This window comes from Streptomyces sp. NPDC033221 (assembly GCF_055577005.1).
This window is the reverse complement of the sequence record NZ_JBVIQN010000009.1, coordinates 21,614-47,213: the sequence shown is the minus strand read 5'-3', so window position 1 is coordinate 47,213 and position 25,600 is coordinate 21,614. Positions and strand designations below refer to the sequence as shown.

Annotated in this window: 23 protein-coding genes; 17 read left to right on the top strand and 6 right to left on the bottom strand. The window is 73.0% G+C overall.

Going from position 1 to position 25,600, the window contains the following annotated elements; all coding sequences use genetic code 11:
• Positions 1-6: 6 nt before the first annotated feature.
• Positions 7-954, top strand: coding sequence for a LysR family transcriptional regulator (locus tag ACZ53K_RS14140; RefSeq protein ID WP_468835392.1), 948 nt, complete (start codon positions 7-9; stop codon positions 952-954).
• A gap of 9 nt (positions 955-963) precedes the next feature.
• Here ACZ53K_RS14140 and ACZ53K_RS14135 read toward each other — a convergent pair whose 3' ends face one another.
• The 4 genes from ACZ53K_RS14135 to ACZ53K_RS14120 all read right to left on the bottom strand — a co-directional run bounded on the left by ACZ53K_RS14135 (position 964) and on the right by ACZ53K_RS14120 (position 4,779).
• Positions 964-1,500 (bottom strand): hypothetical protein, encoded by a 537-nt coding sequence (locus ACZ53K_RS14135; RefSeq protein ID WP_468835389.1) that lies wholly within the window; start codon positions 1,498-1,500, stop codon positions 964-966.
• Between the two features lie 180 nt (positions 1,501-1,680).
• Positions 1,681-2,376, bottom strand: coding sequence for a gamma-glutamyl-gamma-aminobutyrate hydrolase family protein (locus ACZ53K_RS14130; protein ID WP_468835386.1), 696 nt, complete (start codon positions 2,374-2,376; stop codon positions 1,681-1,683).
• A gap of 58 nt (positions 2,377-2,434) precedes the next feature.
• On the bottom strand, positions 2,435-3,907 hold the full coding sequence (gene eat, locus ACZ53K_RS14125) for an ethanolamine permease (protein ID WP_468835383.1): 1,473 nt from the start codon (positions 3,905-3,907) through the stop codon (positions 2,435-2,437).
• A 113-nt stretch (positions 3,908-4,020) separates the two neighbouring features.
• Positions 4,021-4,779 carry a FadR/GntR family transcriptional regulator gene (locus ACZ53K_RS14120; RefSeq protein WP_468835910.1) on the bottom strand — a complete coding sequence of 253 codons (759 nt, stop codon included), beginning with the start codon at positions 4,777-4,779 and terminating at the stop codon, positions 4,021-4,023.
• A gap of 94 nt (positions 4,780-4,873) precedes the next feature.
• On the opposite strand from ACZ53K_RS14120, the gene ACZ53K_RS14115 reads away from it, so the two are divergent.
• The 4 genes from ACZ53K_RS14115 (at position 4,874) to ACZ53K_RS14100 (ending at position 9,859) form a co-directional block, all read left to right on the top strand.
• Positions 4,874-6,241: a glutamine synthetase family protein gene (locus ACZ53K_RS14115; RefSeq protein WP_468835381.1), complete on the top strand. Its 1,368-nt coding sequence runs from the start codon at positions 4,874-4,876 to the stop codon at positions 6,239-6,241.
• Positions 6,242-6,254: 13 nt separating this feature from the next.
• Complete coding sequence (locus tag ACZ53K_RS14110; RefSeq protein ID WP_468835378.1) at positions 6,255-7,622, top strand: aldehyde dehydrogenase family protein; 1,368 nt, start codon at positions 6,255-6,257, stop codon at positions 7,620-7,622.
• The gene (locus ACZ53K_RS14105; RefSeq protein ID WP_468835375.1) at positions 7,623-8,432 is read left to right on the top strand and encodes a 3-oxoacyl-ACP reductase; all 810 of its coding nucleotides are present in this window, start codon (positions 7,623-7,625) and stop codon (positions 8,430-8,432) included.
• 128 nt (positions 8,433-8,560) lie between these two features.
• On the top strand, positions 8,561-9,859 hold the full coding sequence (locus ACZ53K_RS14100) for an HAD family hydrolase (RefSeq protein WP_468835372.1): 1,299 nt from the start codon (positions 8,561-8,563) through the stop codon (positions 9,857-9,859).
• A 30-nt stretch (positions 9,860-9,889) separates the two neighbouring features.
• Here ACZ53K_RS14100 and ACZ53K_RS14095 read toward each other — a convergent pair whose 3' ends face one another.
• Positions 9,890-11,107: an amino acid deaminase/aldolase gene (locus ACZ53K_RS14095; RefSeq protein WP_468835369.1), complete on the bottom strand. Its 1,218-nt coding sequence runs from the start codon at positions 11,105-11,107 to the stop codon at positions 9,890-9,892.
• Positions 11,108-11,333: 226 nt separating this feature from the next.
• Here ACZ53K_RS14095 and ACZ53K_RS14090 point away from each other — a divergent pair, with 226 nt between their 5' ends.
• The 4 genes from ACZ53K_RS14090 (at position 11,334) to ACZ53K_RS14075 (ending at position 15,773) form a co-directional block, all read left to right on the top strand.
• Positions 11,334-12,596, top strand: a complete 1,263-nt coding sequence (locus ACZ53K_RS14090) for a hypothetical protein (RefSeq protein WP_468835366.1) — start codon at positions 11,334-11,336, stop codon at positions 12,594-12,596.
• Positions 12,593-13,753: a type VII secretion-associated serine protease mycosin gene (gene mycP, locus ACZ53K_RS14085; RefSeq protein ID WP_468835363.1), complete on the top strand. Its 1,161-nt coding sequence runs from the start codon at positions 12,593-12,595 to the stop codon at positions 13,751-13,753. The genes ACZ53K_RS14090 and mycP overlap by 4 nt, the downstream gene beginning before the upstream one ends.
• 417 nt (positions 13,754-14,170) lie before the next feature.
• Positions 14,171-14,905 (top strand): SseB family protein, encoded by a 735-nt coding sequence (locus ACZ53K_RS14080; protein ID WP_468835360.1) that lies wholly within the window; start codon positions 14,171-14,173, stop codon positions 14,903-14,905.
• Positions 14,906-15,044: 139 nt separating this feature from the next.
• On the top strand, positions 15,045-15,773 hold the full coding sequence (locus ACZ53K_RS14075; protein ID WP_468835358.1) for an MIP family channel protein: 729 nt from the start codon (positions 15,045-15,047) through the stop codon (positions 15,771-15,773).
• A 105-nt stretch (positions 15,774-15,878) separates the two neighbouring features.
• On the opposite strand, the gene ACZ53K_RS14070 is transcribed toward ACZ53K_RS14075, so the two are convergent.
• On the bottom strand, positions 15,879-16,277 hold the full coding sequence (locus ACZ53K_RS14070; RefSeq protein ID WP_468835355.1) for a DUF1844 domain-containing protein: 399 nt from the start codon (positions 16,275-16,277) through the stop codon (positions 15,879-15,881).
• A 423-nt stretch (positions 16,278-16,700) separates the two neighbouring features.
• Here ACZ53K_RS14070 and infC point away from each other — a divergent pair, with 423 nt between their 5' ends.
• From infC to ACZ53K_RS14030, 8 genes are all read left to right on the top strand, one after another.
• Positions 16,701-17,333, top strand: a complete 633-nt coding sequence (infC, locus tag ACZ53K_RS14065) for a translation initiation factor IF-3 (protein WP_078623950.1) — start codon at positions 16,701-16,703, stop codon at positions 17,331-17,333.
• Positions 17,334-17,454: 121 nt separating this feature from the next.
• Complete coding sequence (rpmI, locus tag ACZ53K_RS14060; RefSeq protein ID WP_030017691.1) at positions 17,455-17,649, top strand: 50S ribosomal protein L35; 195 nt, start codon at positions 17,455-17,457, stop codon at positions 17,647-17,649.
• A 105-nt stretch (positions 17,650-17,754) separates the two neighbouring features.
• Positions 17,755-18,138, top strand: a complete 384-nt coding sequence (rplT, locus tag ACZ53K_RS14055; RefSeq protein ID WP_030017690.1) for a 50S ribosomal protein L20 — start codon at positions 17,755-17,757, stop codon at positions 18,136-18,138.
• A 105-nt stretch (positions 18,139-18,243) separates the two neighbouring features.
• The gene (locus ACZ53K_RS14050) at positions 18,244-19,098 is read left to right on the top strand and encodes a TrmH family RNA methyltransferase (protein ID WP_468835351.1); all 855 of its coding nucleotides are present in this window, start codon (positions 18,244-18,246) and stop codon (positions 19,096-19,098) included.
• Positions 19,099-19,138: 40 nt separating this feature from the next.
• A complete protein-coding gene (locus ACZ53K_RS14045; RefSeq protein WP_468835348.1) occupies positions 19,139-20,272 on the top strand; it encodes a sensor histidine kinase in 1,134 nt (377 codons plus the stop codon).
• A 141-nt stretch (positions 20,273-20,413) separates the two neighbouring features.
• Entirely contained in the window at positions 20,414-21,538 is a 1,125-nt protein-coding gene (gene pheS, locus ACZ53K_RS14040) for a phenylalanine--tRNA ligase subunit alpha (RefSeq protein ID WP_468484641.1), read from the top strand.
• Positions 21,538-24,066, top strand: coding sequence for a phenylalanine--tRNA ligase subunit beta (pheT, locus tag ACZ53K_RS14035; RefSeq protein ID WP_468835344.1), 2,529 nt, complete (start codon positions 21,538-21,540; stop codon positions 24,064-24,066). The genes pheS and pheT overlap by 1 nt, the downstream gene beginning before the upstream one ends.
• A gap of 252 nt (positions 24,067-24,318) precedes the next feature.
• Positions 24,319-25,542: a PP2C family protein-serine/threonine phosphatase gene (locus tag ACZ53K_RS14030; protein WP_468835341.1), complete on the top strand. Its 1,224-nt coding sequence runs from the start codon at positions 24,319-24,321 to the stop codon at positions 25,540-25,542.
• Positions 25,543-25,600 lie beyond the last annotated feature (58 nt).

The window sequence follows — 25,600 nt, the reverse complement described above, 5'->3', positions numbered from 1 at the left end:
GGAGTTATGACCAGCGTGAACACCGAGCCGTCCGGAACCGGGCCCGTGACCCCGCTCTCGCACCGTGTACCGGACCTCGGCGCGCTGGAGCTGCTGCTCGCCGTCGCCCGGCTCGGCAGCCTCGGCCGGGCCGCCCGCGAACGCGGCATCAGCCAGCCCGCCGCCAGCAGCCGGATCCGCTCGATGGAACAGCAGCTGGGCGTGGCCCTCGTCGAGCGCTCGCCGCGCGGATCGCGCCTGACGGACGCGGGCGCGCTGGTCACGGACTGGGCGCGGCGGGTGGTGGAGGCGGCCGAGGCGTTCGACGCGGGCGCCCAGGCGCTGCGCGGGCGCCGGGACTCGCGGCTGCGGGTCGCCGCCAGTATGACCATCGCCGAGTACCTGCTGCCGGGCTGGCTCATCGCGCTGCGCGGGCAGCGCCCGGACACCGCGGTGTCCCTGCTGGCCGGGAACTCCGCCGCGGTAGCCGAACGGCTCCTCGCGGGCGAGGCCGACCTCGGGTTCGTGGAGGGACTGGACGTGCCCGCCGGACTGGACGGCGCGGTCATCGGCCACGACCGGCTGGTGGTGGTCGTCGCGCCCGCCCACCCGTGGGCCCGGCGCCGTACGGACCTGACGCTGGCCGAACTGGCCGCAACCGCGCTGATCCTGCGCGAACGCGGCTCCGGCACCCGCCAGGTCCTGGACGCGGCACTGGCCGGGCACGGCGGACTCGCGGCGCCGCTGCTGGAACTGGCCTCCACGACGGCGGTCAAGGCCGCGGCGGTGAGCGGCGCCGGCCCGTCGGTGCTGAGCGAACTGGCCGTGGGGGAGGAGCTGGCGGCGCGGCGGCTGGTCGAGGTGCCCGTACTCGGTACGGGCTTCGGCCGCGACCTGCGGGCCGTCTGGCCGTCCGGGCACCGGCCGGCGGGCCCGGCCCGCCATCTGCTGGGGCTGACCCGGGCCCTGCCGTGAGGGCTCGGCTCAGCGGTCGGCCTGGTATGCGGCGTCCGCGCCGGTGGCCGTCCGGCCGTTGGGGGCGATGACGGTGACCGTGCGGTCGCCTCTGATCTGGAAGACGTTGGTGGGCCGCTGCCGGTTACGCGGGTTGCAGACCGGGACGGGGACGGTGAAGACGGTGCGGTAGCGCGCTCCGTCGGACGTGGTCACCTGCGTCACGAAGGTGACCACTCCCCTCTTGGCGGGATTGCTGCCGTTCGGTGCTTCGAAGATCCAGTTGCCCTGCGCCGTGCTCGCGGAGTCCGTCGGCACGACCGTGAGCGAGTTGTTCGCGTCGAACTGCACGGTCCGTACTTTGGTGCCGTCCTGGGTGTACGGCTTGGACAGCTCGAACGCCGCTCTCGCGCCGGCCTGCGGCGCCTGGATGTAGTCGTTCTCACTGCCGCCGCACTGGCCGGGGGCGGCCACGGCGGCGGAGCCGGACTGGGTGAGGATGCCGAGGGCCAGGGTGGCGGACAGCCCCACGGCGGCGGCGGACTTCAGGTGGCGTCGGTACGTCATGGCAGGACCCACTTCCGTAGGCAGGACAGCACGAAGCCGGGCTCCGCCGAAATCGGCCGAGCCCCCGGCGTTGACGCAGGTCAGCGTCGGTTCAGCGAGCGTATCCAGGCTGCGGTGCGGGAGGGCATCGCTGAAACGGGTGGGTTTGCCGCCGCAATTTGCAGTTCTCGGGAGCGGTTTTCAGGAACCGCCCGCCGCCCGCACCAGCGCGTCCATCACCCGGGTGTCGTCCCCGGCCTCCGGATGCCACTGCACGGACAGCACGAAGTGCCCGGCGCCGGGCAGCTCCAGGGCCTCGACCGTGCCGTCCGCCGCGTGGGCGGAGGGGAGCAGGCCGCTGCCGAGCCGGTCCACGGCCTGGTGGTGGTACGTCGGTACGGACACCGCCTCGGGAAGAATCCCGCCGAGCAGGGTGTCCGGCTCCGGCTTGACCTCGTGGCGGCCGAAGACACCGACCGGGCCCGCGTGCCCGTCGATGTGCTGGACGAGGGTGCCGCCCAGGGCGACGTTCAGCAACTGCATCCCGCGGCAGACACCGAGCAGCGGTACGCGCGCCTCCAGCGCGGCGTCGATCAGCGCCAGCTCCCAGGTGTCCCGGTCGCGCGCCGGAGGGCCGGTGCGCGGGTCGGTGTCGGCTCCGTACCGTACGGGCTCCACGTCCGGGCCGCCCGCGATCACCAGGCCGTCCAGCCGGGCGACGGCCGCGGCCGCGGTGCCCGGGTCGCCGGGCGGCAGCAGCGCGGCGAGGCCCCCGCAGCGCTGGACGAGACGGTGGTAGCCGGCCGGAAGCACGGCGGCGGGCAGGGCCCAGACGCCCCAGCGGGCGTCGTCGGCGACATAGGTGGTGACGCCGATGAGGGGCGGGGGCGTGGGCACGGGTCCTCCGGAGGGTGCGGGGGCGGACTTCGGGGTGACGGTCCCGGCGGGCTGCCGGTCAGTCGCGTTCCAGCTCGGCCTCGGCCGCGGCGAGCGCCGCGAACTCCTCCTCCGGGGCCGCCGCGACCAGCCGGTGCCGGGAGTAGAACGCGAAGTACGCCAGGGCGATGACGTAGACGCCGAGAGCCATCAGGGCGGCCTGCTTGTCGACGAGGAACGTCGCCACCAGCGCGGCACAGGCCAGGACGAAGGCGGTGGACGAGGTGAGGATGCCGCCGGGGGTGCGGTACGGGCGGTGCAGCTCCGGTTCGCGGCGGCGCAGCACGATGTGCGAGAGCGACATCAGGGCGTAGGAGATGGTGGCGCCGAAGACGGCGATGTTGAGCATCCGGGCGCCGTCGCCGGTCGCGGCGGCCAGCGCGAAGCCCAGCGCGCCGGGCACCAGCAGCGCCAGGTACGGGGCCTTGCGGCGGCTGGTCAGGGACAGGAAGCGGGGCAGGTAGCCGGCCCGGGAAAGCGCGAAGAGCTGCCGCGAACCGGCGAAGATCAGGGAGAAGAAGGAGGCCACCAGGCCCGCCAGACCCGCGTAGTTGACGATGCGGGAGACGGTGGTGGGCGCGCCGTGCGGCTGGAGCGCCTGCACGAGTGGGTCGCCCACGGACTGGATGGCGGCGGAGCCGCGGGCGCCGGTCGCGGCGACGAAGGTGACCAGGGCGAGCAGCAGCAGGATGCCCATCGCGGCGGCCATCGCCTTCGGCAGCGTACGGGCCGGGTCCCTGGTCTCCTCGGCGGCCAGCGGTACGCCCTCGATGCCGAGGAAGAACCACATGCCGAACGGGAACGCGGCCCAGATGCCGAGGATTCCGAAGGGCAGCCAGGAACTGGCGCCGAAGGCTCCCGCGTCGACGGGGATGTCGTCCAGCGCGCTGACGTGGAAGTCGCTGAGCGCGCCGAACGCGAAGACGACGACCGCGGCGACCGCGACGGCGGTGACGGCCAGGCTGAAGCGCAGGGCCTCGCCCACGCCCCACAGGTGGATTCCGATGAAGACCACGAAGCAGGCGAGGTACACGGGCCAGCTGGAGGTCAGGCCGAACAGGCCGAGGGATTCGACGTAGTCGCCGATGAAGATGGAGATCGCCGCGGGCGCGAGTACGTACTCGATGAGGATGGCGGTACCGGTCAGGAAGCCGCCCCAGGTGCCCAGCGCGCGCCGCGCGAAGCCGTAACCGCCGCCCGCCGTCGGCAGGATGGAGGCCAGTTCGGCGAGCGCGAAGACCAGACAGGTGTACATCAGGCCCATCAGGACCGCGGCGATGGCCAGGCCGCCGAAGCCGCCCTGTGCCAGGCCGTTGTTCCAGCCGGAGAAGTCGCCGGAGACGACGTACGCGACGCCCAGGCCGGTGAGCAGGAGCGGGCCGGCGCTGCCGCGCCGCAGGATGCGCTTCTGGAGGTAGGCGTCCTGCGGTGCCGGGTCGCCGGCCGCGGTGGCGGGGGGCGGTGCGGTACGGGGGTCCGTGCTGTCGGCCATGAGCCGCTCCTGCCTCGCCGAGGGGTGAGTGAGGGGGAAGTGCAGTAATGGTTTAGCCGCATACCTTTGTCGCGCGGTGCGGCCGAGCGCAAGCCCCCTGCGTAAAAGACTGGTTACGAAGGCGGCCCCGTCAAGAACCCCCGCAGCAGCGCGGCCGTACCCGCGCAGTGCTCGCGCATCACTTCCCGCGCGCCGTCCGCGTCCCCCTCCAGCACGGCCTCGACCAGGGCGGTGTGCTGCGCCTGCGAGTGCTCCAGGTTGCGTACCAGCAGCGGGATGCAGTCCAGCAGCTCGTTGACGCCCGCCCGCACCGCGGCGTACTGGGCCGCCAGCGACGGCGAACCGGCCAGTTCGGCCAGCGTCAGGTGCAGCAGCGTGTCGCGCCGCCGGTAGTCCGCCAGCGGCGCGTCGTGGGTGGCGGACAGGGCCTCCCGCAGCCGCCGCGCCTGCGCGTCGTCCAGGCCGTGCGCGGCGCACAGCCCGGCGGCGCCCACCTCCAGCACCTCGCGGAACCGCAGCGTGTCCTCGACGTCGACCTTCTCGACGCGGCGCCGCAGCTCGTCCTCGCCCGCGGTCTCCCGGCGCGGCCGGACGAACGTACCGCCGTACCGGCCGCGCCGGCTCTCCACCAGGCCCTCGTCCTGGAGGACCTTGAGCACCTCGCGCAGCGTGACCCGGCTGATGTGCAGCCGCTCCGCCAACTCCCGCTCGGCGGGCAGGCGTTCGCCGCCGGGGACCAGGCCCAGCCGGACGACCTGGAGTATCTGCTCCAGCGCCTCCTCGAAGCCGTTGCCCGCCCGTACCGGCCGCAGTACGGGCGCCAGCCGGTCCGCCGGGCCGTCCTCCGTACCGTGTCCCCGTCCGCCCGACACGCCGTTGTCCGCACCGTCCACCGGAACCCCTTCCCAACCAATGGTTCGCGGGCCTACCTTATGACCTCCGGATGCAGCGACAGGAGGCACCACCGTGGCAGACCGCACGCCCCCGCTCTCCGTCGACGAGCTGAGAAGGCTCGTCGACGCCGGGGAGATCGACACTGTCGTCCTCGCCTTCACCGACATGCAAGGCAGGCTCACCGGCAAGCGGTTCGCCGCCCGTCACTTCCTCGACGAGGTGCTGGAGCACGGGACCGAGGGCTGCAACTACCTCCTGGCCGTGGACGTGGACGTCAACACCGTCCAGGGCTACGCGATGTCCTCCTGGGAGCGCGGCTACGGGGACTTCGCCATGCACGGCGACGCCGCCACCCTGCGCCGCACCCCGTGGAACCCCGGCACCGCCCTGCTCACCGCCGACCTCGCCTGGCACGACGGCTCGCCCGTCGTCGCCTCACCGCGGCAGATCCTGCGCCGCCAGCTCGACCGGCTCGCCGAGCGCGGCTGGAGCGCGTACGCGGGTACGGAGCTGGAGTTCATCGTCTTCCGCGACACCTACGAGGACGCCTGGAACCGCGGCTACCGCGGCATGACACCGGCCAACCAGTACAACACCGATTACTCCGTCCTCGGCACCGGCCGCGTCGAGCCCCTGCTGCGCCGCATCCGCAACGAGATGGGCGCCGCCGGGATGACCGTGGAGTCCGCCAAGGGTGAGTGCAACCTCGGCCAGCACGAGATCGCCTTCCGCTACGACGAGGCGCTGACCACCTGCGACCAGCACGCCGTCTACAAGACCGGCGCCAAGGAGATCGCCGCCCAGGAGGGCATGGCGCTGACCTTCATGGCCAAGTACGACGAGCGCGAGGGCAACTCCTGCCACATCCACCTCTCGCTGCGCGACGAGGCCGGACAGCCCGTACTGGCCGACGACGCGGGACCGCACGGCATGTCGCAGGTCATGCGGCACTTCCTGGCCGGACAGCTCGCCGCGCTGCGCGACTTCACGCTCTTCTACGCCCCCAACATCAACTCCTACAAGCGCTTCCGGCCCGGCTCCTTCGCCCCCACCGCCGTCGCCTGGGGCCCGGACAACCGCACCTGCGCGTTGCGCGTCATCGGCCACGGCCACGGGCACCGCCTGGAGAACCGCCTGCCCGGCGGCGACGTCAACCCGTACCTCGCGGTCGCCGCCATGGTCGCCGCGGGCCTGTACGGCATAGAGCACGAACTCGAACTCCCCGAGGCGTGTACCGGCAACGCCTACACCGGCGACGCCGACCACGTCCCCGCCACCCTGCGCGAGGCCGCCGCCCTGTGGGAGGCCAGCCCCATCGCCCGCGAGGCCTTCGGCGACGAGGTCGTCGAGCACTACCTCCACATGGCCCGCGTCGAACAGGACGCGTACGACGCCGCCGTCACGGACTGGGAGCGCTTCCGCTCCTTCGAGCGCATGTAAGGAAAGCTGCGACGTGTTGCAAGAGCTGCGCATCATCAACCCGGCGACCGAGGAACCGGAAGCCGTCGTCCCCGTCACCACCCCCGCCGAGGTGGACGCCGCGGTCCGGCGGGCCGCGGCGGCGCAGGAGAAGTGGGCCGCACTGCCGCCCGGCGACCGGGCCCGCGTACTGCGGCAGTTCGCCAGGGTCGTCGAGGAGAACACCGAGCGGCTGGCCCGGCTGGAGCTGGCCGAGGCCGGGCACCCGCTGGGCAACGCCCGGTGGGAGGCGAACAACGTCGTCGACCTGCTGGACTACGCCGCCGGGGGAGTGGAACGGCTGACCGGCACCCAGATCCCCGTCGCGGGCGGTCTGAACATCACCGTCCAGGAGCCGCTGGGCGTCGTCGCGGTCATCGCGCCCTGGAACTTCCCGATGCCGATCGCCGCCTGGGGCGCCGCCCCCGCGCTCGCGGCGGGCAACGCCGTCCTCCTCAAGCCCGCCGAGACCACCCCGCTCACCGCCCTGCGCCTCGCCGAGTACGCGCTGGAGGCGGGCCTGCCCGAGGGCCTGTTCCAGGTCCTGCCGGGCGAGGGCGCGGTGACCGGCAACGCCCTCGTCGAAAACCCCGGCGTCGCCAAGGTCGTCTTCACCGGCTCCACCGCCACCGGCCGCCACATCGCCGCCAAGTGCGCCGCGCAGACCAAGCGCCTCACCCTCGAACTCGGCGGCAAGAGCCCCAACATCGTCTTCGCCGACGCCGACATCGAACGGGCCGCGGCCGCCGCGCCCGGCTCCTTCCTCGACAACACCGGCCAGGACTGCTGCGCCCGCAGCCGCATCCTGGTCCAGCGCTCGGTCTACGACCGCTTCATGGAACTGCTGGAGCCCGCCGTGAAGGCGTTCGTCGCGGGCGACCCGGCCGACCCCGCGACGCAGATGGGCCCGCTGATCTCCGCGGCCCAGCGCGAGCGCGTACGGTCGTACGTCTCCGAGGACGCGCCCGCCGCCATCCGCGGCGAGGCGCCCAAGGGCAAGGGCTTCTGGTACCCGGCCACCGTCCTGGAGGGCAGGCCGGACGACCGCACCGCCGTCGAGGAGATCTTCGGCCCGGTCGCCGTCGCGATCCCCTTCGAGGACGAGGCCGAGGCCGTACGGCTCGCCAACGCCACCGAGTACGGCCTGTCCGGCTCCATCTGGACCCGCGACGTGGCCCGCGCGCTGCGGGTGTCGGGCGCGGTCGCCGCAGGCAACCTCTCCGTCAACTCCCACAGCAGCGTCCGCTACTGGACCCCGTTCGGCGGCTACAAGCAGTCCGGCCTCGGCCGGGAGCTGGGCCCCGGCGCGCTCGCCGCCTTCACCGAGACCAAGAACATCTTCATCAGCACCGAGGAGAGCTAAGTGACCGACCAGACCCCCGCGGCCACCGGCGCCGAGTCCCCCGTGTGCCGCCGCCTCGTCGGCCGCACCGCCGTCATCACCGGCGCCGGCAGCGGCATCGGCCTGGCCACCGCCCGCCGCCTGGCCTCCGAGGGCGCCAACGTGGTCTGCGCCGACATCGACGAGACGGCGGGCAAGGCCGCCGCCGAGGAGGTCGGCGGCACCTTCGTCCAGGTGGACGTGACCGACTCCGACCAGGTGGAGGCGCTGTTCAAGACCGCGTACGACACGTACGGCTCGGTGGACGTGGCCTTCAACAACGCCGGTATCTCGCCCGCCGACGACGACTCGATCCTCACCACCGGGCTGGACGCCTGGAAGCGCGTCCAGGAGGTCAACCTGACCTCCGTCTACCTGTGCTGCAAGCACGCGCTGCCCTACATGCAGCGCCAGGGCAAGGGTTCCATCATCAACACGGCGTCCTTCGTGGCCGTGATGGGCGCCGCCACCTCGCAGATCAGCTACACCGCGTCCAAGGGCGGCGTGCTGTCGATGTCCCGCGAGCTGGGCGTGCAGTTCGCCCGCGAGGGCATCCGGGTCAACGCGCTGTGCCCGGGGCCGGTGAACACGCCGCTGTTGAAGGAACTGTTCGCCAAGGACCCGGAGCGGGCCGCGCGCCGTCTGGTGCACGTACCCGTCGGCCGGTTCGCCGAGCCGGAGGAGATCGCGGCCGCGGTCGCCTTCCTGGCCAGCGACGACTCCTCCTTCGTGAACGCCGCGGAGTTCCTGGTGGACGGCGGGATCGCAGGGGCGTACGTCACACCCGTGTAGGCCGCAGCCTTCTTCGCGGATACAGTCCGAAGATCACCACCGGGACCGGCGCCCCGGCGCGCCGGCCCCGGTGTGCATTGCCCGCAGGAACGTCACTGCCGACATTCCGCCCCAATCACCGGAGAACCATGCGCACCAGACACGCCCTCGCCCTGGGACTCGCCACCGCCGCGACCGTCACCACCCTCGCGGCCACCGGCCCCGCGGTCGCCGCGCCCGCGCACCCCGCGAAGGCCCCGGAGCGTACGAGCTGTCCGCAGCTCTCCAAGAGCATCACGTGGTACGGAAACAATCGCGCCAGGATCCAGCGCATGATCGACGAGCGCGGTATCTGCTCCCACCCCAAGCCGGGCCCCGAAGGCCGCCCCGTCGCCGCCTTCGACTGGGACAACACCGTCGTCAAGAACGACATCTCCGACGCCACGCTCGCCTGGTCGCTCAAGCACGACAAGATCCTGCGGCCCAAGAGCTGGAAGTCCACCAGCCCCTGGATGACCACCGCCGCCGACCGCGCCCTGACCAAGGCGTGCGGCACCTCCGTACCCGCCGGCCGCCCGCTGCGCACCTCGAAGAACGCCGCCTGCGCCGACGAGATCATGGAGATCCGCAGCGAGGCCCGCACCATGAGCGGCAAGGCCGCCTTCGCGGGCGAGTGGAACCACCGCCGCACCAAGCCCGAGTACGCCTGGATCCCGCAGCTGTTCGCCGGCCTCACCCCGGCCCAGGTCACCTCGTACGCCAAGCAGGCCCGCGCCGAGAACCTCGCCGCGCCCATCGGCACGAAGCAGACCGTCGGCACCCACCAGCTCGCCGGCTACGTCCGCTACTACGACCAGCAGAAGGACCTGATCCGCACCCTCAAGGCGGCCGGCTTCCAGGTCTACATCGTCTCCGCGTCCTCCGAGACCATCGCCGAGGCGTGGTCCGGCGGCGTCGGCATCGACCGCGCGCACACCATCGGCGTCCGCAGCCTCACGGAGAACGGCCGCTTCACCACCGGCATCCGCGGCTGCGGCGACGTCAAGGACGGCCACGGCGAGGTCCTGCCGTACATGGACGGCAAGCGCTGCCTGATCAACCAGGAGATCTTCAAGATCAAGGGCGCCGAGGCGTGGCGGTTCCAGGACCCCGCGCACCGCATCGCCCTCGGCGGCGGCGACGCCAACACCGACGTCACCTTCGTCAACGACGCCACCGGCGTGCACCTGGCCATCAACCGCAACCAGCCGGAACTGATGTGCCGCGGCTACGACAACGCCGACGGCCGCTGGGTGGTCAACCCGATGTTCATCGAGCCGCTGCCCCGTAAGTCCGGCACGTACCCCTGTGCCACCAAGGGCTACACCAACACCGACGGCGGCCTCGGCGCGGTCCGCCGCCCCGACGGCACCGTGGTCCCCGACCAGAAGGACCGCATCCACGCCTGACCCGGCCGGAGGGCCGTACCTTCTTGTCGGCTACAGGAAGGTGCGGCCCTCCCCGCGGTACGTCGGCACCGTCGCCACCACCCGGTCCCCTTCGATCAGATGCAGCTCCGCGAAGCGCTCGCACAGCTCACCGGCCTTCGCGTGCCGGAACCACACCTTGTCGCCGAGCCGCAGCCCGTCCGTGGCCGGCCCCAGCAGCGGCGTCTGCACCTCCCCGGCCTCCTCCTGCGGGTCGTAACGCAGCCCCTCGGGCAGATACGGCACCGGCGACCGGTCCCGCCCCGCGACTCCGGACGCCGGATACCCACCGCCCAGCACGGTCACGACACCATCCCCCGGCCGCCGCACCACCGGCTGAGCGAACACCGCCGCCGGACGGCCCGAGAACGACCGGTAGTTGTCGAACAGCCGCGGCACATACAGCCCCGACCCCGCCGCCACCTCCGTCACCGCGGCCTCCGCCGCCGTGTGCTGCACACTTCCCGTACCGCCGCCGTTGACGAACTCCAGATCCGGCGCCTCGGCCCGCACCGCGCGTACCACCTCCCAGCGCCGCCGCGCGATGTCCCGGCGCGCCGCCGTCTGCATCGCCCGCACGGCCCGCGAGCGCAGCGGCTGCCCGGCAACCGCGTCACCCACACCCGCCACATGGCCCTCGTACGCCATCAGACCCGCCACCCGGAACCCCGGACGACGCGTCACCGCACGGGCCAGCGCCGCCACCTGCTCCGGCCGGCTCAGCGGCGAGCGCCGCGCGCCCACCCGCACCCGGCCGCCCAGCGGCCGGAAGGCGGTGTCCCACTCCAGGCACACCCGGACCTCCTCGCCGCCCCCCACGGGCCGGGCCGCGTCGATCAGCTCCAACTGCGCCACGTCGTCGACCAGCACGGTCACCGCCCCCGCCGCCTTCGGATCGGCGGTGAGTTCCCCGAACCCCGCCCGGTCCGCCGACGGATACGCGAGCAGGACGTCCTCGAACCCCGACCGGGCCAGCCACAGCGACTCGGCCAGCGTGAAACTCATGATCCCCGCGAAGCCGTCCCGCGCCAGCGCCCGCTCCAGCAGGGCCCGGCAGCGCACCGACTTGCTCGCCACCCGCACCGGCTTGCCCTGGGCCCGCCGCACCAGGTCGGCGGCATTGGCATCGAACGCCCCCAGATCGACGACGGCCAGCGGCGCGTCCAGACCGGCGGTGGCCCGGTCGAGGCGGGCCCTGTCACCAACTGTGTCGCACATGTACCCGGACATGGCCCGCAGCCTGCCAGAACGCGCTACGGGTGGGTAGGGGGAGAGAACACGACAGACCGGGCGCCGGACGCCCGGGTACGGCGGACGAGTTGGAGCACCGGCGGCGCCAGCCCGTAGAGTGAGCGGACGCCGCAACCAGCAGGTCAGCGGTGTGATGTCCGGATACGAACCACCCTGCCCCGATTGATGGTCGGGCCGGGGAACACAGGCGCGAGGGGGAGCGCGGGTGAGCACCGAAGCCGACTTCGCCGACGCTCCTCGTCTTCCCCGCACCCCGCCACAGGTACCGGCACCGCCGGCCGAGGACCCGCAGACCGCCGTCCTGCGCCCGGTCCCGCCGACCAGGCCCGCCACCCCCGGCCCCCTGCCGCCCGCCGCACCCACCACGAGTCCGGCCACGCCCCACGCCTCGGCGGACGTCCCGCGCCCGGCCGGCGTCCCCCCGCGCCCCGCCCACGTCCCCGCACCACCCCGTACGGACACCCCGCCCGTCCCGGCGCAGACCCCGGCGGACCGTTCCGCCACCCCCGCACCCACCCCCCGCGACACCGCCGCCTTCCACCTGGCCAACAGCAAGGCCCTCTGGAACGGCGCAGAAACCCACCCCCAAAGCCTGGCCACCCCACCGACCCCCACCCAGCCACCGACCGACATCGCACCACCCCCCACCGGCCCCCCGCTCACCGGACCGTCCGCACCACCGGTCCCCGTGACACCGCCACACGGCGGCGCCAAGGCCCCCCGGCGCACCGTCCTTGCGGCCGCCGGACTCGTACTCGGCCTCGGCCTGGTCGCGGGCGCCACCGCCGGCACCTGGCTCGCCGACGACCCGAGCGGCAGCCCCGCCGCCGAAGCGGTCTTCGCCCAGGGCCGCGAGGTCTGGCACAGTACCGCCGTCGACACGCTCTTCCCCCGCACCCTGAACGGCCTGGGCACCGGCCCCGGCGGCGCCGACCGCACCTGGATCCGCGCCGCCGTCGCCCCCGACAGCGGCTGCGCGAACGCGTTCGACCCGCTGCTGGCCAAGGCCCTCGCGCCGGTGGGCTGCGACCGCCTCGTACGCGCCACCTACGTCGACGCCACCCGCACCAACCTCGTCACCGTCGGCGCCGTCGCCGCCAAAGCCGACCGCTCCACCATGCAGGACCTGCGCCGCCGCTTCGCCAAGGAACACCTCGACACCCGTACGGACCTGATGCCCCGCCCGTACGCGGCCAAGGGCACCCCCGCCGCGGACTTCGGGCCCGCCCAGCGTGCCAGCTGGAGCATCCGCGTCCTCGACGACCTGCCCGTCGTCGTCTACGCCGTCTCCGGCTTCGCCGACGGCCGCCCTGTCGACGACCCGCAGCCCGCCGCCGAAGCCACCCGCACCGGCGCCACCACCGCCCCCGCCGAAGCCGGACTGGGCCACGACGCCAAGGCCGTCGCCGACCGCATCGAGCAGACCTTCCGCAAGCAGGCCGCCAAGGGAACCACGGAGCCGCAATGACCAGGAGGCCCCTGCTGCGCGCCGTCGGCCTCGCGCTGTCCGCCGCCGCGCTGACCGTGCTCCCCGCCCTGCCCGCCCAGGCCGACGGCATACGCGCCCAGGAATGGGCGCTGAAGGCCATGAACGCCCAGCAAGCCTGGGAGACCACCAAGGGCGACGGCATCACCGTCGCCGTCCTGGACACCGGCGTCGACGCCGACCACCCCGACCTCCAGGGCCAGGTGCTGCCCGACAACGACCTGGTCGGCTTCGGCGCGCAGCCCGGCGACGGCTCCTGGGCCGAGCACGGCACCGCCATGTCCGGCATCATCGCCGGCCACGGCCACGGCGCCGACCAGGCCGACGGCGTCATCGGAGTCGCGCCCGAAGCCAAGATCCTCCCGGTCCGCGTCATCCTGGAGGACAGCGACCCGCAGCGCCGCCGCGCCCGCGCCGAACGCGCCGGCGCCCTCGCCGACGGCATCCGCTGGGCCACCGACCACGGCGCCGACGTGATCAATCTGTCCCTCGGCGACGACAGCAGCTCCGCGCACCCCGAACCCCGCGAGGACGCCGCCATCCAGTACGCCCTGAGCAAGGGCGTCCCCGTCATCGCCTCGGCCGGCAACGGCGGCAAGGACGGCGACCACGTCTCCTACCCGGCCGCCTACCCCGGCGTGATCGCCGTGACCGCCGTCGACCAGTGGGGCTCCCGCGCCGACTTCTCCACCCGCCGCTGGTACGCCACGGTCTGCGCGCCCGGCGTCGGCGTCGTCATCGCCAACCCCGACCGCAAGTACTACGAGGGCTGGGGCACCAGCGCCGCGTCCGCCTTCGTCTCCGGCGCGGTGGCCCTCATCCGTTCCGCCCACCCGGATCTCAGCCCCGCCCAGATCAAGAAGCTCCTCACCGACACCGCCCAGGACGCCCCGGAAGGCGGCCGCAACGACGAACTGGGCGCGGGCATGGTCGACCCCGCCGCCGCCATCGACAAGGGCAAGGCCCTCAAGCCCACACCCCAGAAGCCCGAAGCGGCGGCCTACGACAAGCAGTACTTCGGCGCCGGCCCGACCAACGCCCCGGCCACCGGGAACACCACCTGGCTCCCGTGGACAGCGACAATCGCCGGCCTGGCCCTGATAACCACCTCCGCCCTCTTCTGGCGCAAACGCATCTGATCAGTCCCCCTCGCAGCCCCCCCTCACCGCCCCGGCCCCAGCCCACCCCAGGCCGCACCCAACCACCCACCGAACCGGTCCCAGCCCACCCGTACCCGCACCCAGCCACCCACCCCCAGAACCACGACCCCTCCTTCCCACCCTTCCCACGGAAGGGGGCGGGCCGGAGCGGCCTGCCGCGCAGGCCCGCCCCCGAACCTGACCGCCCCGCGCAGCGGCCACCGCCCGCCGCAGGCGCAAACAGCGCCGCACCCGCAAGCGAACGGGTCACCGCCGAAACACCCAGCCGCCGCACCCGCAAGCGACGGCCACCGCCCCCCCGCAGCCCGCCGCAGGCGAACGCCGCCGCACCTGAAAGGGCCAGGACCGACCGGCCCAACCCCCGGGCCCAAAGGGCCCCCCGCTAGGCTCGGGCACGTGCTCAAAAACATCCCCACCTCGGACTTCTCCGACGACGACGGCACCGCCGACCCTGAGCTGACCGCCGCGCTGACGGATCACGCGGCCGCCCCGTCGGCCGAGACCGAATCCCGGCTCCTGCGACTGCTGAGCCGGGCCCGGCTCCTCGTGCCGGTCGTCGCCGTCCTCGGCGAGGTGGAGACCGGTCCGGACGGTCTGAAGCGGGAGAAGACCAGCGACATGGCCGTGCCGACGCTGCAGGCCCCGGACGGCCGCCGCGCGCTGCCCGCCTTCACGTCGATGGAGACGCTGCACCGCTGGCGCCCGGACGCCCGCCCCGTGGCGGTACCGCTGCGGCAGGCCCTGCTCGCCGCGGCCCACGAGAAGGCGGACACCGTCGTCGTCGATCTGGCGGGCCCGGCCACGTACCAGCTGACCGGCGCCGCGCTGCGGGCCCTCGCGGAGGGCCGGGAGAGCAGCGACCCGCGCGAGGACCCGGCCGTCACCGACGCGCTGCGCGCTCTGCTGGCCGCCGAGCCGGAGGTGCTGGCCGCCCGCCTGGACCCCTCGGCGGAGGCCGACGCGACCCTGGCCCTCGGGCTCGCCCCGGAGGCCGCGCCGGCCGCCGTGGCGCAGCGCCTGGCCGAGGCGCTGGCCGCCGATGAGACGCTGCGTTCCCGGCTCGTACGCGGTCTCGACCTTGCCCTGCTGCCGTCCGGCGCCGACACCACCGGCGCTTTCTTCACCCGCTGACGACCTGCTGACGACCTGCTGGCGTCTCCCGCCGGGACCCCGCCGCCGGCGGGCCGCGGCGGGCCGCCGCCAACAGGCGGAACCCCGTGACCGGCCTCACAATGCGTAGGAGAGAGCAAGATCCGCGCGAGGAGGCCCCATGGAGACGACAACGGAGACCCGCACGGTCGTATCCGAGTTCCTCGGGACGCTGCTCCTGGTGTTCTTCGCCGTCGGCTCCGCCGTGCTGGCCGGCGAGTACATCGGAACCTTCGGCATCGCCCTGGCATTCGGCTTCACCCTGTTGGCCCTGGCGTACGCGATCGGCCCGATCTCGGGCAGTCACGTCAACCCGGCGGTGACGCTCGGCATGCTGCTGGCCCACCGCATCACGCCGCGTACGGCGATCGAGTACTGGATCGCCCAGCTGCTGGGCGGCATCGTCGGTGCCGCGCTGCTGTTCCTGGTCGCCAAGCAGGTGCCGGGTCTGAAGACCAGCGAGGCCTTCGGGTCCAACGGGTGGGCCGACCGCTCGGCCGTGCACATCAACCTCGGCGGCGCCTTCGTGGCCGAGATCGTGCTGACGTTCCTGCTGGTGTTCGTGGTGCTCGCGGTCACGCACCGGGTGGCGGTGGTCGGCTTCGACGGGCTGCCGATCGGCCTGGCGCTGGCGGTCGTGCACCTGATCGGCATCCCGCTCACGGGGACGTCGGTGAACCCGGCCCGCAGCATCGGCCCGGCCCTGTTCGCGGGCGGCGGCGCGCTGTCGCAGCTGTGGCTGTTCATCGTGGCGCCCCTGATCGGCGGCGCGCTGGCGGCGGTGGTGCACCAGGTCACCCACCCGCCGAACGAACCCAAGCTGGTCGCGGACGAGCGCTCCGCGGTGTAGCGCCGTGCGCCGGCCGTACCCCGGGGCCGCACGAGAAGCACGAGAAGGAGGCCGCCCCCGGCATCGAACCGGGAGCGGCCTCCCCTCGTGCGCACCCGGTACGGGCTACCCGTAAACCGGCCCCGTGAACTTCTCCCCGGGCCCCTGCCCCGGCTCGTCCGGCACGAGGGACGCCTCGCGGAAGGCGAGCTGGAGCGACTTCAGCCCGTCCCGCAGCGGAGCGGCGTGGTAGGAGCCGATCTCGGTCGCGCTGGCCGTGACCAGCCCGGCCAGCGCCTGGATGAGCTTGCGGGCCTCGTCCAGGTCCTTGTGTTCGGCGCCCTCCTCGGCGAGCCCGAGGTTGACCGCCGCCGAGGACATCAGGTGCACGGCGACCGTGGTGATCACCTCGACGGCCGGTACGTCCGCGATGTCGCGGGTCATGGAGTCGAAGTCCGGGTTCACGGGGGCGGCGGGGCCGCCCGGGTCCGCCGGTCCGGGCTGCTGCGGGGTCTGGTCACTCATGGCTCGCGCTTCACTTCCTGCTCAGGGGGTCGGCTCAACCATATGGCCCGCTCGCGCGCGAGGGAGGTCCGCCCCTGCGGCCCGCCCGCGCGCGAGGAAGGGGCCGCCGCTCACGGCCTTCCCGCAGCCGAGTGGGGCCCGCCCCTCGGCTCGTGTATTCTGGGAATCCGACCGGTCGAGTACTGACGTGCCCGACCCACAAGTGGAGGCTCCGATCTCCCACCCGAACCGACCTCACGGTCGGCGGGTCAACGGTCCGGCTGCGCCCCGCGATGACATCGCGGCGGTGCTCCTGATCCTTTGAGGAGCCCCGCCTGTGTCCCGTCCGGGGCGTTTTTCGCGTTCCGGCGCGGTTGGTCACATCGAAACAGACGTTACGCGGCAGTCCGCCAGGCCGTCGCGTGGTGCTACCGAGGAGGATCCATCAGCGCCGAGCCCCGCATCAACGACCGGATTCGCGTCCCTGAGGTGCGACTCGTCGGTCCCAGTGGCGAGCAGGTCGGCATTGTGCCGCTTGCCAAAGCCCTGGAGCTTGCGCAGGAGTACGACCTCGACCTGGTCGAGGTGGCGGCGAACGCACGTCCGCCGGTCTGCAAGCTCATGGACTACGGAAAGTTCAAGTACGAGTCGGCCATGAAGGCCCGTGAGGCGCGCAAGAACCAGGCGCACACGGTCATCAAGGAGATGAAGCTCCGGCCGAAGATCGACCCGCACGACTACGACACCAAAAAGGGTCACGTCGTCCGGTTCCTCAAGCAGGGTGACAAGGTCAAGATCACGATCATGTTCCGTGGTCGCGAGCAGTCCCGCCCCGAGCTGGGCTTCCGACTGCTGCAGCGGCTCGCGGAGGACGTTCAGGACCTGGGGTTCATCGAGTCGAACCCCAAGCAGGACGGCCGCAACATGATCATGGTCCTCGGTCCGCACAAGAAGAAGACCGAGGCGATGGCCGAGGCCCGCGAGGCGCAGGCTGCCCGCAAGGCGGAGCGCCAGGGTCTTGCTCACGAGAGCGAGCAGGACGTCGAGGAGCCCGCCGAGGAGCCCGCCGAGGCGTGATCCAGGGCGGGGGCCCCGGAGCACGCCGGGGTGATCGCCCCGGATTCCAACCGATACATCTGACGCCCCCGGGCGCCGGCCCCGGCCGGTGGGGGCGCCATCCAAGAGGAGAGAACGGCGCATGCCGAAGAACAAGACGCACAGCGGTGCCAGCAAGCGCTTCAAGGTCACCGGCTCCGGCAAGGTGATGCGCGAGCGCGCCGGCAAGCGCCACCTGCTCGAGCACAAGTCGTCCCGCGTGACGCGTCGCCTCACCGGCAACGCCGAGATGGCCCCGGGCGACGCCGCGAAGATCAAGAAGCTTCTCGGCAAGTAAGTCCTGACCGCCACGCCCCACGGCGCGGCAGCAGGACCTGGACCGGGACCCATTCGATTCGGGCCGTGTGGCGACAACCACGGCCCCGCTACAAGGAGTTAACAAGTGGCACGCGTCAAGCGGGCAGTCAACGCCCACAAGAAGCGCCGGGCGATCCTCGAGCAGGCCAGCGGCTACCGCGGCCAGCGTTCCCGCCTCTACCGCAAGGCGAAGGAGCAGGTCACCCACTCCCTCGTCTACAACTACAACGACCGCAAGAAGCGCAAGGGCGACTTCCGTCAGCTGTGGATCCAGCGCATCAACGCCGCTGCCCGCGCCAACGGCATGACGTACAACCGCTTCGTGCAGGGTCTGAAGGCCGCCAACATCGAGGTGGACCGCAAGATCCTGGCCGAGCTCGCGGTCAACGACTCCAACGCGTTCGCCGCGCTGGTCGAGGTGGCCCAGAAGGCGCTGCCGAGCGACGTCAACGCCCCGAAGGCCGCCTGAACCACGGCGCCTGACCGAGGCACGTCACGGACCCGCAGGCCCCGGCCTGCGGGTCCGCCGCTTTCTGCACGCCCCACCCACCCGAGGAAGAGTGAGCCGCCGCCCATGGGCACCCCCGAGTTGATCTCCCCGCGTTCCGCCCGCGTCGCCGCCGCCCGGCGGCTGGCCCGCCGCAACTTCCGCGGCAAGGAGCGCCGGTTCATCGCCGAGGGCCCGCAGGCCGTACGCGAAGCCGTCGAGCACCGCTCCGGCGGCGAGCGCACGCTCGTCGAGCTGTTCGCCACCCCGGAGGCGGCCGAGCGGCACGCGGAGATCGTCGCCGCGGTGCGGGCGGCCGGTGTGCCGGTCCGCTTCGCCGACGACGCGACCATCGCCGAGCTCTCCCAGACCGTCACCCCGCAGGGCCTGATCGGCGTCTGCCGGTTCCTGGACTCGCCCTTCGAGGAGATCCTGGCGGCCCGGCCCAAGCTGGTCGCGGTGCTCGCCAACGTACGCGACCCCGGAAACGCCGGTACGGTGCTGCGCTGCGCGGACGCCGCGGGCGCCGACGCGGTCGTGCTGACCGACGCCTCCGTGGACCTGTACAACCCCAAGTCCGTACGCGCCTCCGTCGGTTCCCTCTTCCACCTCCCGGTCGCCGTGGGCGTACCGGTCGAGCAGGTCGTCGGCGGGCTGCGGGACGCCGGGGTACGCATCGTGGCGGCCGACGGCGCGGGCGCCGACGACCTGGACGCCGAACTGGACGCGGGCACCATGAGCGGCCCCACGGCCTGGGTCTTCGGCAACGAGGCGTGGGGGCTGCCGGAGGAGACCCGCGCACTGGCGGACGCCGTGGTGCGCGTCCCCATCCACGGCAAGGCCGAAAGCCTCAACCTGGCCACGGCCGCCGCCGTCTGCCTGTACGCCTCGGCCCGCGCCCAGCGCACCACCGGAGGGTGCCGGTCCGCCTCGCAGCACTAGTAGTGTTGCGTGCCCGGGGGACCGGAAGGGGGCAGCGGGGATGGGTACGAGGGCATCCGGTACGACGGTCGCTGCCGATCCCTGTCCGGACGGCGGTCCCGGGCTCTTAGGGGCCGAGGTCACCGGCGCCGGGCTGCACCCCGACGACCTGCCCGACGGCCTGGTCGTCGCGGACGAGACCGGCCGGGTCGTCTGCTTCAACGCCGCCGCGGCCCGGATCACCGCCATCGACCCGCACGACGCGCTGGGCCGTCCGTTGGAGAAGGCGCTGCCGCTCCAGGACATCGAGGGCCGCCGCTGGTGGCAGCTGACCGACCCGTACGGGGGACTGGCGATCCGCAGCGGCCAGCCGGAGCGCAACCTGCTGCTCGGCGGCCGTGAGGTGCTGGTCTCCGCACGGTACGTACGCAGCCACCCCACCGGCCCCGTCCGGCGCCTGGTCGTCGCGCTGCGCGGCACCGAGGCGCGGCGGCGCACCGAGCTGAGCCACGCCGAGCTGATCGCCACCGTCGCCCATGAGCTGCGCTCGCCGCTCACCTCGGTGAAGGGCTTCACCGCCACCCTGCTGCAGAAGTGGGAGCGCTTCACCGACGACCAGAAGCGCCTGATGCTGGAGACCGTGGACGCGGACGCCAACCGCGTCACCCGGCTCATCGCCGAACTGCTGGACATCTCCCGTATCGACTCGGGCCGTCTGGAGGTGCGCCGCCAGCGGGTGGACATGGTCTCCGCGGTACGCCGGCACGTCCAGGCGCAGACGACGGCGGGACAGCTGCCGGACCGCTTCCTGATCCGCATGGTCGGGCCGCTGCCCGATCTGTGGGCGGACCCGGACAAGGTGGACCAGGTGCTGGGGAACCTGCTGGAAAATGCGGTGCGGCACGGTGAGGGAACCGTCACCATCGAGGTGGGACCGGCATCGAGCGCCTCCGGGGCGGAAGGGACGAGCGTCACCGTGAGCGACGAGGGCCCCGGCATTCCCGAGGAGTCGATGAGCCGCGTCTTCACCCGCTTCTGGCGGGGCAGCAAGCGCGGCGGCACCGGCCTGGGCCTCTATATCGTCAAGGGCATCGTCGAGGCCCACGGCGGCACGATCACGGTCGGCCGGGCGCCCGCCGGCGGTGCCCTGTTCCGATTTATCCTGCCCGTCGGGACCCCGGCCTTCATGGCCTGAGCGGCGCCCGGCGGGCCCACCCCCGTCGGGGCTCGGATGAGGCGCGGCCGCCCTGCCCCGTAGACTGCACCTTTGGCACCTTTGGCACTGCACACGTCGGGGGCAAGCCGCGCGCCAAGCCCATCGGAAGCACGGGAAGAGATGTCCGCACCCAATAAGTCGTACGACCCTGTCGAGGTCGAGGCCCTGAAACCGGAAGAGATCGCCCGGATGCGGGACGAGGCGCTCGCCGCCATCGCCGCCGCGGGTGACCTCCAGGAGCTGCACGAGGTCAAGGTCGCGCAGACCGGCGGCACCTCGCCGCTGGCGCTGGCCAACCGCGAGATCGGCGCGCTGCCGCCGCAGGCCAAGGCCGAGGCGGGCAAGCGCGTCGGCCAGGCACGCGGCCAGGTGAGCCAGGCGCTCAAGAAGCGCCAGGAGGAGCTGGAGGCGGAGCGCGACGCCCGGGTGCTGGTCGAGGAGGCGGTGGACGTCACGCTGCCGTACGACCGCGCCCGCCCGGGTGCCCGGCACCCGCTCACCACCCTGTCCGAGCGGATCGAGGACGTCTTCGTGGCCATGGGCTACGAGGTCGCCGAGGGTCCCGAGGTCGAGTCGGAGTGGCTGAACTTCGACGCCCTGAACCTCTCGCCGGACCACCCCGCCCGCACGACGCACGACACGTTCTTCGTCGAGAACGCCGCGACCGGGACCGACCAGTCCGGTGTGGTGCTGCGTACCCACACCTCGCCCGTGCAGATCCGGTCGATGCTCGACCGCGAGCCGCCGCTGTACGTGGTCTGCCCCGGCCGCGTCTACCGCACCGACGAGCTGGACGCCACCCACACCCCGGTGTTCTCCCAGGTCGAGCTGCTCGCCATCGACGAGGGCCTGACCATGGCGGACCTCAAGGGCACCCTGGACCACATGGTCGAGGCGCTGTTCGGCGAGGGGATGCAGACCCGGCTGCGGCCGAACTACTTCCCGTTCACCGAGCCGTCCGCCGAGATGGACATGGTCTGCTACGTGTGCCGTGGCGCCTCCGTCGGCGACCCGGAGCGCCCGTGCCGTACCTGCTCCAGCGAGGGCTGGATCGAGCTGGGCGGCTGCGGCATGGTCAACCCGCGGGTGCTGGTGGCCTGCGGCGTCGACCCGGAGAAGTACAGCGGATTCGCCTTCGGGTTCGGCATCGAGCGGATGCTGATGTTCCGCCACAACGTCGAGGACATGCGAGACATGGTCGAGGGTGACGTCCGGTTCACCCGGCCTTTCGGGATGGAGATCTGATGCGGGTCCCGCTTTCTTGGCTGCGGGAGTACGTCGACCTGCCGGACGGTGAGTCCGGCCGTGACGTACAGGCCAAACTCGTCGCCACCGGTCTGGAGGTCGAGACCGTCGAGCAGCTGGGCGCCGGTCTGGAAGGCCCCCTGGTCGTCGGCAAGGTCCTGACCATCGAGGAGCTGGAGGGCTTCAAGAAGCCGATCCGCTTCTGCACGGTCGACGTCGGCCAGGCCAACGGCACGGGTGAGCCGCAGGAGATCGTCTGCGGCGCGCGCAACTTCGCGGTCGGCGACAAGGTCGTCGTGGTGCTTCCCGGTGCCACCCTGCCCGGCGACTTCAAGATCGCCGCGCGCAAGACGTACGGCAGGGTCTCGCACGGCATGATCTGCTCGGGCGACGAGCTGGGCATGGGCGATGACGGCAGCGGGGGCATCATCGTGCTGCCCCCGGAGTACGAGCCCGGCACCGACGCCATCGAGCTGCTCCAGCTCGTCGACGAGGTCCTGGACATCGCCGTCACCGCCAACCGCGGCGACTGCCTGTCCATGCGCGGCATCGCCCGCGAGGCCGCCATCGCCTACGGCCTGCCGCTGCGCGACCCCGCGCTGCTGGACGTGCCGCCGCCGAACTCCTACGGCTACCCGGTCAAGGTCGCCGACCCGATGGGCTGCGACCGCTTCACGGCCCGTACGGTCGTCGGGCTGGACCCGGAGGCGCGCTCCCCGATCTGGCTACAGCGCCGTCTGCAGAAGGCCGGGATGCGCCCGATCTCGCTCGCCGTCGACGTCACCAACTACGTGATGCTGGAGCTCGGCCAGCCGCTGCACGCCTACGACCGCTCCCGCGTGGACGGCACGATCGGTGTGCGCCGCGCGGAGCCCGGCGAGAAGCTGACGACCCTGGACGGCACCAAGCGCGTCCTGGACGCCGGTGACCTGGTCATCACCGACAACCGCGGCCCGATCGGCCTCGCGGGCGTCATGGGCGGTGCCAACACCGAGATCGCGGACGCGGTGGCCGATCCGGAGACCGGCGTGGTCGACGGCACCACCGAGGTCGTCATCGAGGCCGCGCACTTCGACGCGGTGGCCATCGCCCGTACCGCCCGCCGCCACCGGCTGACCTCCGAGGCGTCCAAGCGCTTCGAGCGCGGCGTGGACCCGCAGGCCGCGTCCGCCGCGGCGCAGCGTACCGTCGACCTGCTGGTGCTGCTCGCGGGCGGCTCCGCCGAGGCCGGCGTCACCGAGGTCGTCTCGCCCAGCGGGCCGCGCACGATCACCGTGAGCGCGGACCACCCGGACCGCGTCGCGGGCGTCACGTACGGCCGCGAGACCGTCGTACGCCGTCTCCAGCAGGTGGGCTGTGACGTGTACGGCCAGGATGAACTGGTCGTGACCGTGCCGTCCTGGCGGCCCGACCTGACCGACCCGAACGACCTGGCCGAAGAGGTCATCCGCCTGGAGGGCTACGAGAACCTGCCCTCCACGCTGCCGAAGCCGCCCGCCGGGCGCGGCCTGACCGAGCGTCAGCGGCTGCACCGCCGGGTCGGCCGCGCGCTGGCCGGCGCCGGCTACGTCGAGGCGCTGAACTACCCGTTCATCGGCGAGACGGTCCTCGACCAGCTCGGCGTCGAGGACGACGACCCGCGCCGCCGGACCGTGCGGCTGGTCAACCCGCTCTCCGACGAGGAGCCGCTGCTCCGTACGACGCTGATCCCGGGCCTGCTCGGCGCGCTGCGCCGCAATGACGGCCGGGGCTCGCACGACCTCGCGCTCTTCGAGACCGGCCTGGTCTTCCGGCCGACCGGCGACGAGCAGCCGTCCGTACGGCTGCCCGTCGACCGCCGGCCGGCCGACGAGGAGATCGCCGCGCTCGACGCCGCGCTGCCCGAGCAGCCGCGCCGGGTCGCGGTGGTGCTCGCCGGCGCCCGTGAGCAGGACGGCTGGTGGGGCAAGGGCCGCCCGGCCACCTGGGCGGACGCCGTCGAGGCGGGCCGCACCGTGGCGCGGGAGGCGGGCGTCGAGCTGATCGTCCGCCAGGACCAGCACGCGCCCTTCCACCCGGGCCGCTGCGCCGCGCTGCTCGCCCTGACCGACGGCGAGGAGGTGCTCGTCGGCAACGCCGGTGAGCTGCACCCGCGCGTCACCAAGGCGCTCGGCCTGCCGGAGCGCACCTGCGCGATGGAGATCGACCTGGACCGCCTGGAGCGGGCCGGTCTGGGCGTGGTCGAGGCGCCGCGGATCTCCACCTTCCCGGTCGCCACCCAGGACGTCGCGCTGATCGTGGACGCGTCGGTCCCGGCGGCGGAGGTCGAGGCGGCGCTCCGCTCCGGCGCGGGCGAACTGCTCGAATCGCTGCGGCTGTTCGACGTGTTCACCGGCGAGCAGGTGGGCGAGGGCAAGAAGTCCCTGGCCTACGCGCTGCGCTTCCGGGCGCCCGAACGGACGCTGACCGCCGACGAGGCGTCCGCCGCCCGTGACGCGGCGGTCGCCGCCGCGGTCGGGCGGACGGGCGCGGTGCTGCGCGGCGCGTGATCCACGCGCCGACGGCGCCCGTACCTGACGGGAACCCCACCGGGGCCCGGCGACGCACCTCACGTTCGTCGCCGGGCCCCGGTGCGTTTCCCCAGCCTTCACCCGATCGGGTGAGATCGGAGCGCGAAGCGTCCACCTGAGCACACCAGGTCGCAAGAATCGTCACCGGACGATGCGGCGTGCTCAGACAGCGGGCCTGCCGCGTACAAGGGCCGGGCCGACCGCCTCGATGGTTGCTGGGGGAGCATCGGCATGATCCGATCCTGGGCGCGGCGGGGTGCCGCGCGGCTGAGGGCCGCGCGGGTCCGGCGGGCCTTCGTCCTCGTGCTGCCCGGTCTGTGGGTGCTCGGCGTGCTGGTCTGGGAGCTGTGCACCCCCGCCGAAGGCCAGTTCCTCCAGCTCCTCGCCGCGGCCCCCGCCATAGCCTGCGCCGGCACGGGCCGGCGCCAGTGTGTCGTACTCGGCGGCCTGTGCGCCCTGCTGGCGCTGCTGCCGTTCGGCGCGTCCCCCGGCGTGCACCCCCTCACCCGTGTCGGCACGTGCTGCGCCGTCCTCGTGGTCGTCGCCGCCAGCTATCTGACCGCCGGCCGGCGGCTGCGCCTGCTGCGGGAACTGGAACGTACGAAGGGAGTGGCCACCGCGGCGCAGCGGGTGCTGCTGCGTCCGCCGCCCGCGCGCGTGGACGGCATCGTGGTCGCCGCCGACCACCTGGCGGCGGACGAGGCGGCGACGGTCGGCGGCGATCTGTACGACGTCGTGGCGACACGGCACGGCGTACGGGTCGTCATCGGCGACGTACGCGGTCATGGCATCGGAGCCATGGGCACGGTCGCCGCGGTGCTCGGCAGCTTCCGTGAGGCGGTCCACGATGAGCCGGAACTGGGCGATGTGCTGCGGCGCCTGGAGCGCGCCCTCCAGCGGCACCTGCGGGAACGGGCCCGCGCGGAGCACCCGTCGGCGGGCGGCGGGGAGCCGGAGAACCCGCTCTGCGAGGAGTTCGTGACGGTGCTGCTGGTGGAGATCGCCCGGGACGGCGCCGTACGGACCCTCAACTGCGGCCACCCCTGGCCGTACCGGCTCAGCCGCAGCGGCGCGCTGCCGGACGCGCCCGGCGAACCGATGCCGCCGCTCGGCCTCTTCCCGCTGCCCGCCGACCTGCCGGTGACGGACTGCCCGCCGCTGCTGCCCGGCCAGGCGATCTTCCTGCACACGGACGGGGCGACGGACGCCCGGGACGCCGACGGGACGTTCTTCCCGCTGCCCCGGGCGCTGGACGAGAGTGTCCGGTCGGTCCGGGACTGCCGCGCCTCCGCGGTCGTCGAAGGACTGCGGGCCGCGCTGCTGCGGCACTCCGGCGGGCGGCTGTCCGACGACGTGGCGCTGCTGGTGCTGTGCAACGACCGCCTCCGGGTACCCGCCCAGCCGGACGCGGCGGACGTACCGCGCGGGCGTGTCCGGGCCGGACGGGCGGAGTGAAGCGGGGCGCGGCCGGTTCACACCCCGTGTGAAGGCCACCTCATTAGGCTGATCTCAG

What these genes read in the sequence shown, in the direction of transcription:
- mycP (WP_468835363.1), top strand. Translation starts at nt 12,593, where the DNA reads ATGACCAGGAGGCCCCTGCTGCGCGCCGTCGGCCTCGCGCTGTCCGCC.
- ACZ53K_RS14100 (WP_468835372.1), top strand. Translation starts at nt 8,561, where the DNA reads ATGCGCACCAGACACGCCCTCGCCCTGGGACTCGCCACCGCCGCGACC.
- ACZ53K_RS14070 (WP_468835355.1), bottom strand. Translation starts at nt 16,277, where the DNA reads ATGAGTGACCAGACCCCGCAGCAGCCCGGACCGGCGGACCCGGGCGGC.
- ACZ53K_RS14140 (WP_468835392.1), top strand. Translation starts at nt 7, where the DNA reads ATGACCAGCGTGAACACCGAGCCGTCCGGAACCGGGCCCGTGACCCCG.
- rpmI (WP_030017691.1), top strand. Translation starts at nt 17,455, where the DNA reads ATGCCGAAGAACAAGACGCACAGCGGTGCCAGCAAGCGCTTCAAGGTC.
- ACZ53K_RS14075 (WP_468835358.1), top strand. Translation starts at nt 15,045, where the DNA reads ATGGAGACGACAACGGAGACCCGCACGGTCGTATCCGAGTTCCTCGGG.
- ACZ53K_RS14030 (WP_468835341.1), top strand. Translation starts at nt 24,319, where the DNA reads ATGATCCGATCCTGGGCGCGGCGGGGTGCCGCGCGGCTGAGGGCCGCG.
- pheS (WP_468484641.1), top strand. Translation starts at nt 20,414, where the DNA reads ATGTCCGCACCCAATAAGTCGTACGACCCTGTCGAGGTCGAGGCCCTG.
- ACZ53K_RS14050 (WP_468835351.1), top strand. Translation starts at nt 18,244, where the DNA reads ATGGGCACCCCCGAGTTGATCTCCCCGCGTTCCGCCCGCGTCGCCGCC.
- eat (WP_468835383.1), bottom strand. Translation starts at nt 3,907, where the DNA reads ATGGCCGACAGCACGGACCCCCGTACCGCACCGCCCCCCGCCACCGCG.
- pheT (WP_468835344.1), top strand. Translation starts at nt 21,538, where the DNA reads ATGCGGGTCCCGCTTTCTTGGCTGCGGGAGTACGTCGACCTGCCGGAC.
- ACZ53K_RS14045 (WP_468835348.1), top strand. Translation starts at nt 19,139, where the DNA reads ATGGGTACGAGGGCATCCGGTACGACGGTCGCTGCCGATCCCTGTCCG.
- ACZ53K_RS14135 (WP_468835389.1), bottom strand. Translation starts at nt 1,500, where the DNA reads ATGACGTACCGACGCCACCTGAAGTCCGCCGCCGCCGTGGGGCTGTCC.
- ACZ53K_RS14095 (WP_468835369.1), bottom strand. Translation starts at nt 11,107, where the DNA reads ATGTCCGGGTACATGTGCGACACAGTTGGTGACAGGGCCCGCCTCGAC.